Below are 11,967 nucleotides of genomic sequence, written 5' to 3'. Positions count from 1 at the left end.
TCGTTGGTGGCTTTGCCGGCCGCACTTCCGCAGGCACAATGGCCGCCGGATTGGGTGGTGTTTTCCGCCCTTATCCGCACGATGCGGCCGCTTTTCGATCTCCATAATTTCGGCCGACGCATATTTGATGCGTTGAGAGGAATGGGACCATGTCTAGCTTTTCATCCCTGGGGATCGGCCTGGGCGGCAACGTCGATGTCAACGGCCTGATCAAGGCCTCCGTCGATGCGGTCAAGATGCCCATCACCGAGGCGGGCGGTCTCCAGCAGCAGGCGACGATCACCCAGGCCAAGGTGTCGGCTTTCGGCCAGCTCAAGTCGATGGTGTCCACGCTCTCGGACGCGTTGGGCAAGCTCACCAGCGTGACGGGCTGGAACGGCGTGACCGCCACCTCGTCCAAGAGCGATGTGATCTCCGCCACCGCCGTGGGCGGTGCTGCCGCCACCTCTTTCAGCGTGGAGGTGCAGAACCTCGCGAAGGCGCAGACCACCATTTCCTCATCGCTGCAGCCTGGCGGCCAGGCCGTCGGCGCAGGCACGCTCAAGCTGGAGATCGGCACCTGGGCCGGCTCGCCCCAGACGTTCACGGCGGGCAGCGCCAGCCCGGTGAGCATCGATGTGTCCGCCACCGATACCCTCTCCGACATCGCCGGCAAGATCAATGGCGCCTCCGGTGCCGGCGTCACGGCCACGATCCTGAACGATGCCAACGGCGAACGCCTGATGCTCACCAGCAAGAGCACGGGCGACGCGGCGGGCTTTCGCCTGTCGGTCACCAGCGATGCCGACGGCAGCACCAGCGACAACGCGGGCCTGTCGCGGCTGGTCAATGGCGCTTCCACCACATACGGCAGCAATGCCAACGGCAAGGTCAACGGCATTGCCGTGACCTCGGCCACCAATGCCTTCACCAACGTCGTGGCAGGGGTGACGTTCACCGCCACGTCCACCACGACCGACCCGGTCACCATCACGGTGGCCAAGGACACCTCGGCGGTCAAGGCCAATGTCCAGGCCTTCGTCACCGCCTACAACGCGCTCAACAGTGCGCTGAATGCGGACACCGCCTACGACCAGTCCACCAAGACCGGCGCGCTGCTGCAGGGCGATTCTTCCGCCGTCACCTTGCAGGACACGCTGCGCACCGCCCTGCAGGCGGTGGTGGGCAACGGCTCGCTGCGCACCCTGTCCGATATCGGGGTGGTGGTCGATGGCGGCTCGGGCAATGTGACGCCCGACGGCAGCCTGCGCCTGGATAGCTCCAAGTTCGATAGCGCCATGGCCAATCCGGATGACGTCAAGGCGTTCTTCCGCGGCCCGGATGACGGCGCCACGACCGATGGCTTTGCAGAGCAGTTCAAGTCCGTCACGACCCAGTTGCTCGACACCGGCGGCTTCTTCGCCACCAAGGACCAGACCTACGCCGATGCCCTCAAGCGCAATGCGCAGGACACGCAGGACATCAATGACCGGGCCGACCGCCTCCAGGCCAGCCTGACCCAGCGCTACACGGCGCTCGACACCCAGATGGCCAGCCTGAACGCGCTCAGCAGCTACGTCGGCCAGCAGATCGGGGTCTGGAACAAGATGCTCTGAGCGGCTTCAGTTTTCCGGCCGCATGCCGATACTTCGGGTGGCAGGCCCGGCAAGGGTGTGCGCTTTCTCGGGTGCGTCGGCCTTCGCGCCGCCTCCATCGCTCCGCACAGGCGGAGGTGGCCCGGCGGCATGATGGTTCACGGTGCAGGTGTCGCCTGGTGGGCGGGTGGCCAAAGGTGCTGAGGGGCGTCAGCTTCAGCGCCTGGCCATCCGATTTCGGATTTGCTTGCCACGGCCTCCAGAGCGCGGGACGGCCGTGCTGGAATAGCCGATGGATTGGGTGGGTTCTCCCCTCCTTATCCGCACGATGGCAGTGCGCCCCGGCTTCCATAATTCCGGCTGATGCAAATTGACGTGCTGAGAGGAAATGGACCATGGCTAGTTTTTCATCCCTGGGCATCGGCCTGGGCGGTAACGTCGATGTCAACGGCCTGATCAAGGCCTCCGTCGATGCGGTCAAATTGCCCATCACGCAAACGGGTGGACTCCAGCAGCAGGCTGCAGTCACCAAGGCCAAGGTGTCGGCCTTCGGCCAGCTCAAGTCCATGGTGTCCACGCTCTCGGATGCGCTGGGCAAGCTCACCAGCGTGACGGGCTGGAACGGCGTGACCGCCACCTCGTCCAAGAACGATGTGATCTCCGCCACCGCCGTGGGCGGTGCTGCCGCCACCTCCTTCCGGGTGGAGGTTCAGAACCTGGCCAAGGCCCAGAGCACCATTTCCTCCTCGCTGCAGCCTAGCGGCCAGGCCGTCGGCGCGGGCACGCTCAAGCTGGAGATCGGCACCTGGGCCGGCTCGCCCAAGGCGTTCACGGCCGGCAGCGATGCCTCCGTGAGCATCGACATATCCGCCACCGACAAGCTCTCCGACATCGCCGGCAAGATCAACGGCGCCTCCGGTGCCGGCGTCACGGCCACCATCATCAATGACGCCAACGGCGAGCGCCTGATGCTCACCAGCAAGAGCACGGGCGATGCGGCGGGCTTTCGCCTGTCGGTCACCAGCGATGCAGACGGCAGCACCAGCGACAACGCGGGCCTGTCGCGGCTGGTCAACGGCGCTTCCACCGAGTACGGCAGCAATGCCAACGGCAAGGTCAACGGCATCGCCGTGACCTCGGCTACCAATGCCTTCACCAACGTGGTGGCAGGGGTGACGTTCACCGCCACGTCCACCACGACCGACCCGGTCACCATCACGGTGGCCAAGGACACCTCGGCGGTCAAGGCCAATGTGCAGGCCTTCGTCACCGCCTACAACGCGCTCAACAGTGCGTTGAACGACGCCACCTCCTACGACCAGTCCACCAAGACCGGCGCGCTGCTGCAGGGGGATTCCGCGGCGGTCAATTTGCAGAACACCCTGCGCTCGGCCCTGACGGCCGTGGTCGGCAGCGGCAACTTGCGTTCCCTGTCCGATATCGGGGTGGTGGTCGATGGCGGCTCGGGCAACGTGACGCCCAATGGCAACCTGCGCCTGGACACCACGAAGTTCGACAAGGCCATGGCCAATCCTGACGACGTGAAGGCGTTCTTCCGCGGGCCCGACGACGGCACGACGACCGATGGCTTCGCCGAGAAGTTCAAGGTGGTCACCACCCGCCTGCTCGACACCAGCGGCTTCTTCGCCACCAAGTCCAAGACCTACGACGCCGCGCTCAAGCGCAATACGCAGGACACGCAGACCCTCCTCGACCGTGCCGATCGCCTGCAAAAGAGCCTGACCGACCGCTACACCGCACTCGACACCAAGATGGCGGGCCTGAACGCACTCAACACCTACATCGGACAGCAGGTCACCGCCTGGAATAAGTCGCGCTGAAAGGCTTCAGTTTGGCGGCCGCGTGCCGATAAACTGAATAACAAGTCCAGGAAAGAAGACCGCCATGTTCAGCGCCTCCAACCCTCGTGCCGCATCCGCTTACCAACGCATCAATGTCGAAACCAGCATGCACACGATCGACCAGCACCAGCTGGTCAGTCTGCTGTTCGCCGGCGTGCTGAACTCCATCGCCACCGCCCGTGGTGCCATGGCGCGCGGCGACGTGGCCGGCAAGTGCGGCGGCATCAGCAAGGCCGTGCGCATCCTGGAAGAAGGCCTGCGCACCGCGCTCGACCGCGAAGCCGGCGGCACGCTGGCCAGCAACCTGGACGCGCTCTACGACTACGCGCTGCGCCGCCTCATCCTGGCCAATGTGCGCAACGACGATGCCATGCTCGTCGAAGTGGCTCAGCTGATCGAGCCGCTGGCGCAGAGCTGGAACGAAATCAAGAAAGCCGGGGCAACCAACGCCAAGGCGGCCAACGACGCCGCCCACCCCGTGGCGGCGGAGGCCTGATACATGCCAGAAATGCTGATTGACTACTACAAGGCCATCGAAGACAGCAGCGCCAAGATGCTGGAGGCCGCCAAGCTGAAGGATTGGGACGGCGTCGTCCGCTACGAGGGCACCTGTGCGGTGTTGATCGAGCGCCTGCGCTATGAGTCCCAGGCCCAGGAACTGCTGCCGGAACACCGCCGCGAGAAGACCCGCATCATGCAGCGCATCCTGCGCAACGATGCCGAGATCCGCTGCCTGGCCGAGCCCTGGCTCTCGCAGTTCGAGCATCTGTTCGAGCGCCAGCCGATCGTGATGCACTGACCTCCAGCGACAAGGGTTGGCGCTGCCGCAGATGCGGCGGCTTGCCCAGCGCCGGTCCCGAAACGCCTTGCCGTCCGTTCTGCGGATCGCAAGGCGTCGTCGTTTGTGGCGGGGCTTCGCCTCGTGCGGGGTTCGGCTGGAGGTCGGCTGGAGAGGGCGGAACGCCGCGCATCGCTGGCTTGGGGCGTGCCGCGCCGATGCGCCATCGTGAGCCATCGACCATCAGGAGGGATGGCAGAAATGGCTGTAGCGCTTGTCAGTCAAGCGCTATCTGCTATCAAAAGATGAGTTCTTGTGCCTGTGGCACGGCAAGCGAGGCCGGCGGTGGCAACGCGGCAGGCGATGCGGCTTGCCGGGCGGGGTGGGCGCTGCGCCTCACACCTGCATGTTCATGATGTCGGTATAGGCCTGCACCATGCGGTTGCGCACGTGCAGCGTGGCCTGAAAGCCGATCTGCGCCTTCTGCATGGCGACCATGGTCTCTTCGATGCTGACGTTGGGGTTCTCCATCTGCACTTCGCGCTGCATGCTGCTGGACTGGTTCTGGGCCGCGCTCACCGACTGCAGGGCGCCTTTCAGCGCCGAGGAGAAACCGACGTCCTGCGCCCCGCCTTCCTGCGGAGCCGTGACGCGGCGCACCAGGCCGGTGCCTGACAGCGGGGCGATGGGGCTGGAGATGCGGAGGTCCATGGCGGTGTTCTCGGTGGAGGAGGTGGGCGGTCGTGGCTATTGCGGGATGGTGCAATCCTAGGGCGCGGGGCGCGCTCCATCTTGGGGAAATGATGGACAAAGGCGCGCTTTATCCAGCGAACGCCCGAGGGGGCTTGCCGAATAATCGCGGCACCGCCAGAGCCCCGCCATGGCCTGACATACTGGAAAGCCCATGTCCGCAGTCGCCGAAATTCCTGCCGTTGTCCCTCCTGCCAGCCCTCCGTCGTGGATGCAGCGTATCGCTGGCCTCGACCGGTCGGTGCGCATGCGTCTGGGCCTGGCTCTGGCCCTGCTGGTGGGGGGCATCGTGGCGGCGGTGTTCTTCAGCCGCCAGCCGGACTACCGGGTGCTGTTCACCAACCTGACCGACAAGGACGGCGGCGCCATCGTGGCCCAGCTGGCCACGATGAACGTGCCCTACAAGTACACCGATGGCGGCGGCGCGATCATGGTGCCGGCCGACCGCGTGTACGACGTGCGCCTGCGCTTGGCCACCCTGGGGCTGCCCAAGGGCTCGGTCGCCGGCTTCGAGCTGATGGACACCAGCCGCTTCGGCGTGACGCAGTTCCAGGAACGGCTGAACTTCCAGCGCGGGCTGGAGGGCGAGCTCACCCGCTCCATCCAGGCGCTCTCCTCGGTGCAGAGCGCCCGTGTGCATCTGGCGCTGCCCAACCAGAACGGCTTCTTCCGCGAACAGCAAAAGCCCTCGGCCTCGGTGCTGGTCAGCCTCTACCCCGGCCGCTTCCTCGACCGCACCCAGCTGGCCGGCATCGTCCACCTGGTGTCGTCCAGCGTGCCCGACATGGACCCCAGCGCCGTCAGCGTGGTGGACGACACCGGCAAGCTGCTCTCGCAGTCGCCCGACGGCGCCTCCGGCACGGGCGTGGACGCGCAGCAGCTGAACTACGTCAAGCAGATCGAGCAGGACTACACCCGCCGCATCATGGACATCCTGGAGCCGGTGGTGGGCAAGAACAACGTCAAGGCGCAGGTGACGGCCGACGTGGACTTCAGCCAGACCGAATCCACCTCGGAGCAGCACCGCCCCAACCAGACGCCCGACTCCGGCGCCGTGCGCAGCCAGCAGACGCTGGAGAGCACCGGCCAGCAGACGCCGCAGCCGCCCACCGGCGTGCCGGGCGCCACCACCAACCAGCCGCCTCAGCCTTCCACGGCGCCCATCAACGGCGCCAACCCGGCGCCCACCGCGGCCGGCCAGGGCGCCCAGGCGGCCACGCCCAGCAAGCGCGAATCGATCATCAACTACGAAGTGGACAAGACCACGCGCGTCACGCGCGGCAGCACCGGCTCCATCAAGCGGGTGAGCGCGGCCGTGGTGGTCAACTACCAGCCGCCCGCCGAGAACGGCAAGGACGGCAAGCCCGTGGACAACAAGGCCCTGACGGCCCAGCAGATCGAGCAGATGACCGCGCTGGTGCGCGAGACCATCGGCTTCAACAAGGACCGTGGCGACTCCGTCAACCTGATGAACACGCCGTTCCTGGTCGATGCCACGCCCAAGACCGACTTGCCGCTGTGGAAGCAGCCCGAGATGATCGAGCTGGCCAAGAGCCTGGGCTGGCCCGTGGGCCTGTCGCTCTTCGCCGCCATCGTGCTGCTGGGCTTGGTGCGGCCGGCCATCAAGGGCCTGAAGGCGCCCAAGGAAGTGGCCGAGCTCACGCCGGTGCAGCTGCAGGCCCAGGGCGGCCAGCTCGATGCGCTGGAATCCGAACAGCTGGAGCGCCCGGCCTTGCCGGCGCCTGGCGCCACCAAGCAGGAAGACCTGCCGGCCACGCCTGAGCAGCAGCGCCTGGAAGATGCCCGCGCGCTGGCCATGAGCAACCCGGTGGCCGTGGCCAATATCCTGAAAACCTGGGTCAACGGCGAATGACGCCCTGGCCGGAGCGAGACCACCATGGATGAGCAGGGACTCAACGACGCGGCGATCATGCTGATGTCTCTCGGCGAGGAAGAAGCCGCCGAGGTCTTCAAGCACTTGTCGCCCAAGGAAGTGCAGAAGCTGGGCGAGACCATCGCCCGCATGAAATCGGTGTCGCGGGAGAAGGTGGACGAGGTCATCAACCGCTTCTCCAACGACGCCGCCGCGCAGAGCCTGCTGGTGTCCGACACCGGCAACTACGTGCGCTCGGTGCTCAAGCGGGCCCTGGGCGACGACAAGGCCGCGCTGCTGATCGACCGCATCCTGCAGGGCGGGGACGTGTCGGGCATCGAAAGCCTGAAGTGGATGGACCCGCTCTCGGTGGCCGAACTGCTGCGCAACGAACACCCGCAGATCATCGCGGCCATCCTCGTCCACCTGGACCCGGACCAGGCCTCGGCCATCCTGGTGCAGCTCAGCGAACGCCAGCGCGGCGAGGTGCTGCTGCGCGTCGCCACGCTCGAAGGCATCCAGCCGACCGCGCTCAAGGACCTGAACGAGGTGCTGTTCAAGGTGCTGGCCGGCGGCGACAAGATCCGCAAGAGCTCGCTGGGCGGCATCAAGTCGGCGGCCGAGATCATCAACCTGCTGGGCTCCGGCATCGACGCCACGGTGCTCGAATCGATCCGCGCCCACGACCCCGACCTGGCGCAGAAGATCATGGACAAGATGTTCGTGTTCGACGACGTCGGCAAGCTCGACGACCGCGCCATCCAGACCGTGCTGCGCGAAGTGGCTTCCGAAACGCTGGTCGTGGCCCTCAAGGGCGCCCAGCCCGAGCTGCGCGAGAAGTTCCTCTCCAACATGTCCTCGCGCGCGGCCGACTCCATGCGCGAAGACCTCGAATCGCGCGGCCCGATGCGGCTGTCCGAAGTCGAGGCGCAGCAGAAGGAAATCCTCAAGACCGTGCGCCGCCTGGCGGACGAAGGCCAGATCGTGATGGGCGGCGGCGGCGATGACGCACTCATTTAATCGCCAGTACACGCGCTTCATCCCGAGCGAGGAAATCCAGGGCGTCACGCACTGGCAGTTCGGCACGGTGGACAGCACCGGCGTGATCCCCCCGCGCGACCTGGAGGCCAAAGCGGCCGCCGCTGCCGCCGCCGAGTCGCTGCCCCCGCCCGGCATCGACCCCGAAGAGCACGAAGCCCTGCTGCAGCAGGCGCGCGAGGCCGCCCATGCCGAAGGCGTGGAGCAAGGCCGCGCCCAGGCCGCGCTGGAATGGCAGCAGCGCATGGACGACTACATCGCCGACCAGGGCCGCGAGGCCGCCGAGCGGCTCGAGCGCCTGGCCCTGTCGGCCCAGGACGCGCTGGACGGCATGCAGCAGCGCATGGCGGGCGAGTTGCTGGAACTGGCCTGCGACCTGGCGCGCCAGGTGGTGCGCCGCGAGCTGGCCGCCGACCCGCAGGCCCTGCTGCCCGTGGTGCGCGAAGCCCTGGGCCTGCTCGTCGCCGAAGGCCGGCCCGCCACCGTGCGGCTGAGCCGCGAGGACTGGGCCGTGCTGGAGCAGCCCCTGAGCCAGGAGTTTCCCGGCGCCAAGATCCACTGGGTGCCCGACGCCCAGGTGCCGCCCGGCGACTGCCTGGTGGAATCGGCCGGCACCGTGATCGACGGCTCGCTGGACAAGCGCTGGCGCCGCGCCATCGCCGCGCTGGGGCTGACCTCGGCGTGGAACGAGCCCGCCCCGGGGGGCGATGCCGCGGCCCCTGAATCCGCCGCAGCCTCCGCGCACGAAGACGACGAGGAGGGCGCCCATGCCGCATGAGCCCGGCATCCAGGGCGAAGCCTGGGACCGCTTCATCGGCGATGCGCGCGCCCGCGCCGCCGAACGCGTGCCGCTGGAGAGCCGGGGCACGCTCACCCGCCTGACCGGGCTGGTGCTGGAGGCCGCCGGCATCCGCGTGCCCGTGGGCTCGCAGTGCCTGGTGCAGATGCCTGCGCACGAGCCGGTGCTGGCCGAGGTGGTGGGCTTTTCGGCCGACAAGGCCTTTCTCATGCCGGCAGGCGACATCCATGGCCTCTCGAGCGGCGCCAGCGTGACGCCCGCGCCGTCCTACGTGCCCGCACCGCGCCTGGGCGAGCCGGACGAGGCCGCCAGCGCGCTCTCCGCCGCATCGGGCGTGGGCGCGCTGCGCCTGCCCATGGGCGACGGCCTGCTGGGCCGGGTGATCGATTCGCAGGGCACGCCGCTGGACCATGCCGGCCCGCTGGCGGGCGTGACCTCCGAGCCCATGGACCGCCGCCAGATCAACGCCATGGACCGCGACCCCGTGCGCGAGACCCTGGACACCGGCGTGCGCGCCATCAACACCCTGCTCACCGTGGGCCGCGGCCAGCGGCTGGGCCTCTTCGCCGGCTCCGGCGTGGGCAAGAGCGTGCTGCTGGGCATGATGGCCCGCTACACGCAGGCCGACGTGATCGTGGTGGGGCTGATCGGCGAGCGGGGCCGCGAGGTCAAGGAATTCGTCGAAGACATCCTGGGTGCGGGCGACCGCAGCCGCGCCGTGGTGGTGGCTGCGCCCGCTGATGCGCCGCCGCTCCTGCGCATGCAGGGCGCGGCCTATGCCACCGCCATCGCCGAACACTTCCGCGACAAGGGCCAGCACGTGCTGCTGCTGATGGATTCGCTCACCCGCTACGCCATGGCGCAGCGCGAGATCGCCCTGGCCATCGGCGAGCCGCCGGCCACCAAGGGCTATCCGCCCAGCTGCTTCGCCAAGCTGCCCGCGCTGGTCGAGCGCAGCGGCAACGGCCTGCACGGCGTGGGCTCCATCACCGCCTTCTACACCGTGCTCTCCGAAGGCGACGACCAGCAGGACCCGATCGCCGACTCGGCCCGCGCCATCCTGGACGGGCACATCGTGCTCTCGCGTGCGCTGGCCGAGACCGGGCACTTCCCGGCCATCGACATCGAGCAATCGGCCTCGCGCGTGATGCACAACGTCGTCTCGCGCGAGCATTTCGACATGGCGCGGCGCTTCCGTGCCGTCTATTCGCGCTACCAGAAGAGCCGTGACCTGATCCAGGTCGGCGCCTACATGAGCGGCTCCGACCCGCAGCTCGACGAAGCCATCCGGCTGCAGCCGGCGATGGCCGAATTCCTGCAGCAGGACATGTTCGAGGCCGCCTCGCTCGACGAGAGCCTGACGGCCATGGCCGCCGTGCTGGGCCAGTGACGCCCGCTGCCCCGCAGAGAGCCGCCCCATGTCCTCGCTTCAAGCTTTCCTCGTCGCCGTCGAGATGGCCGAACGCCAGCGCGACGCCGCGCGGCAGGCGCTGCAGGACATCCGCCGCACGCGGCATGCGGCGCAGCAGCAGTTCGACCAGCTCCAGGGCTATGCCGAAGAGATCCAGGACCGCTGGGGCGCGCGCGAGGACATGGTGGTCAAGCCCGAGGTGATGCACCACCAGTACCAGTTCATGGACCGGCTCGGGCAGGCCATCGGCATGCAGAACGGCGTGCTCGACGAGCAGGCCGGCCGCGTGCACGCCGCCGAGCAGCGCCTGCTGCAGGCCGAGCTGCGCCTGGCCAGCCTGAAGAAGGTGGTGGACAAGCGCCGCCGCGAGCTGGAGCAGCTGCAGGCGCGGCGCGAACAGAAACAGACTGATGAGCGGGCGGCGATCCAGGCCGCCCGTGCCGACAGGCGCCCGATGGGCGAGGAAGAATGACCATGGAAACCCAACGCACCCCTTCCGCTCCCCAGCGCAGCGGCACCCACGAAGCCCACGCCGCCCGCCACGCCGACAAGTCCGGCAAGGCCACCAAGGCGAACGCCAAGGCCACCGACGACGACGGCAGCACCACCGCCGCCCAGGCCACGGGCGCCTTCTCGCAGCTGCTGGCCTCGCTGGGCATGAGTGCCGACGGGCTGGCCGATGCGCTGGACACCGGCACCGACGCGGCACTGGGCGCCCTGGGCGCAGGTGTGGATGCCGGCGCCGCCCTGGGGCAGACGCCGCTGCAGCTGGTGCCGGGCGCGCTCAGCGGGCTGGACGCCATGTGGGCGCGCGGGCAGGGCAAGGCCGGCATGGACAGCCTGGTCGGCCAGACGGCGCGGCTGGACGGCGCGGCCGATACCGCGGCCGTCAACGGCACGGGTCTGGGGACGACGGCGGCCTCCATGCGGGGAACGGCTGGCCGCTTCCCCGCGGCCTGGGCGGGGGCTGCCGGCTCCACGGCGGCGGGCGGTGCTGGCGCGGCCGGCGCCGGCCAGGCTGTTGGCGGCGATGCGGCCGGCAGCCTGCAGAGCGCCGCCGGGGGCGAGCATGGCAAGGCCACGGCGCAGAGCGCCTTGGCGGCACTGACGGCCCAGGGCTCGGCCGCCGCAGCCGGCGCGCAGCCGGAACACCGCGATACCGCCGCGCTCGGCGGCGGCGCGTCCGCGCATCGCGGCGCGGTGGAGTCGGCCCCGGCCGCGCTGCCGCCGGCCCTGATGGCGCAGGCGCCCGACGCAGCGCAGGCCGAAGGGCGTGCGGGCAGCCGGGGCGGCGAGGGCACGGCCCAGGGCAACGGCACGCTGGCGGCCGTGCCGGCATCCGAGGCCTCGCGCGACACGGCGGGCGCCACCTTCAATGCCGACCTCTCCGGGGCGGCCAGCGCCGATGCGGCCCAGCGCGCGGCCGAAGACCAGATCACCGAGCAGCTCGCCTACTGGGTCCACCAGAAGACGCAGAACGCCGAACTCACGCTGGACCGCGATGGCCAGCCGGTGCAGGTGACGGTCTCGCTCACCGGCAGCGAGGCGCATGTCGCCTTCCGCAGCGACCAGATCCAGACCCGCGAGATGCTGGACGGCAGCGTGGCGCAGCTGCGCGAGCTGATGCAGGCCGAGGGGCTGCAACTGTCCGGCGTGACCGTGGGCACCTCGGGCGATTCTTCCGGGCGGGATGGCCGCAGCGGCTCTGAAGGCGGCGACCGCGGCCGCCAGGGCGCGCGCCAGGCGAGCGTGCAGGCCGCCGTGCCGCTGGGCGCCGGCATGCGGGCCGCCCGCGGCGGCTCGGCCAGCTCGTCGCTGGACGTCTTCGTCTGACACCTGCCGCCCGCCCCGCGCGCCAGGGGCGGATGGCGGCACGGCTCGC

General features: G+C 68.9%; 11 protein-coding genes. 10 read left to right on the top strand and 1 reads right to left on the bottom strand.

The features are described 5' to 3' along the window. Window positions 1-149 precede the first annotated feature (149 nt). The 4 genes from fliD (BM070_RS22325) to BM070_RS22310 all read left to right on the top strand — a co-directional run bounded on the left by fliD (BM070_RS22325) (window position 150) and on the right by BM070_RS22310 (window position 4,235). Window positions 150-1,595 (top strand): flagellar filament capping protein FliD, encoded by a 1,446-nt coding sequence (gene fliD / locus BM070_RS22325; RefSeq protein ID WP_092942064.1) that lies wholly within the window; start codon window positions 150-152, stop codon window positions 1,593-1,595. 374 nt (window positions 1,596-1,969) lie between these two features. Continuing rightward, window positions 1,970-3,415, top strand: coding sequence for a flagellar filament capping protein FliD (fliD, locus tag BM070_RS22320; protein WP_092942062.1), 1,446 nt, complete (start codon window positions 1,970-1,972; stop codon window positions 3,413-3,415). A 64-nt stretch (window positions 3,416-3,479) separates the two neighbouring features. Beyond that, window positions 3,480-3,932: a flagellar export chaperone FliS gene (fliS, locus tag BM070_RS22315; RefSeq protein WP_092942060.1), complete on the top strand. Its 453-nt coding sequence runs from the start codon at window positions 3,480-3,482 to the stop codon at window positions 3,930-3,932. Window positions 3,933-3,935: 3 nt separating this feature from the next. After that, window positions 3,936-4,235, top strand: coding sequence for a flagellar protein FliT (locus BM070_RS22310; protein ID WP_092942058.1), 300 nt, complete (start codon window positions 3,936-3,938; stop codon window positions 4,233-4,235). 375 nt (window positions 4,236-4,610) lie between these two features. Here the strand turns inward: BM070_RS22310 and fliE are convergent, their stop codons facing one another. Beyond that, entirely contained in the window at window positions 4,611-4,925 is a 315-nt protein-coding gene (gene fliE, locus BM070_RS22305; RefSeq protein ID WP_092942056.1) for a flagellar hook-basal body complex protein FliE, read from the bottom strand. 193 nt (window positions 4,926-5,118) lie between these two features. On the opposite strand from fliE, the gene fliF reads away from it, so the two are divergent. Genes fliF through BM070_RS25225 form a run of 6 tightly spaced genes read left to right on the top strand, consistent with a single transcriptional unit; the run spans window position 5,119 to window position 11,918 of the window. Next, on the top strand, window positions 5,119-6,837 hold the full coding sequence (fliF, locus tag BM070_RS22300) for a flagellar basal-body MS-ring/collar protein FliF (RefSeq protein WP_092942054.1): 1,719 nt from the start codon (window positions 5,119-5,121) through the stop codon (window positions 6,835-6,837). A 24-nt stretch (window positions 6,838-6,861) separates the two neighbouring features. After that, the gene (gene fliG, locus BM070_RS22295) at window positions 6,862-7,857 is read left to right on the top strand and encodes a flagellar motor switch protein FliG (RefSeq protein WP_092942052.1); all 996 of its coding nucleotides are present in this window, start codon (window positions 6,862-6,864) and stop codon (window positions 7,855-7,857) included. Then, window positions 7,841-8,653: a FliH/SctL family protein gene (locus tag BM070_RS22290; protein WP_092942051.1), complete on the top strand. Its 813-nt coding sequence runs from the start codon at window positions 7,841-7,843 to the stop codon at window positions 8,651-8,653. The genes fliG and BM070_RS22290 overlap by 17 nt, the downstream gene beginning before the upstream one ends. Further along, window positions 8,643-10,064 carry a flagellar protein export ATPase FliI gene (fliI, locus tag BM070_RS22285; protein WP_092942049.1) on the top strand — a complete coding sequence of 474 codons (1,422 nt, stop codon included), beginning with the start codon at window positions 8,643-8,645 and terminating at the stop codon, window positions 10,062-10,064. The genes BM070_RS22290 and fliI overlap by 11 nt, the downstream gene beginning before the upstream one ends. A gap of 28 nt (window positions 10,065-10,092) precedes the next feature. Beyond that, the gene (fliJ, locus tag BM070_RS22280) at window positions 10,093-10,557 is read left to right on the top strand and encodes a flagellar export protein FliJ (protein ID WP_092942047.1); all 465 of its coding nucleotides are present in this window, start codon (window positions 10,093-10,095) and stop codon (window positions 10,555-10,557) included. 2 nt (window positions 10,558-10,559) lie between these two features. Next, window positions 10,560-11,918, top strand: coding sequence for a flagellar hook-length control protein FliK (locus BM070_RS25225; RefSeq protein ID WP_245785335.1), 1,359 nt, complete (start codon window positions 10,560-10,562; stop codon window positions 11,916-11,918). Window positions 11,919-11,967 lie beyond the last annotated feature (49 nt).

The sequence above is a fragment of the Paracidovorax wautersii genome (genome assembly GCF_900113035.1).
GTDB classification, from domain to species: domain Bacteria; phylum Pseudomonadota; class Gammaproteobacteria; order Burkholderiales; family Burkholderiaceae_C; genus Paracidovorax; species Paracidovorax wautersii.
This window is presented reverse-complemented; position numbering and strand designations above follow the sequence as displayed.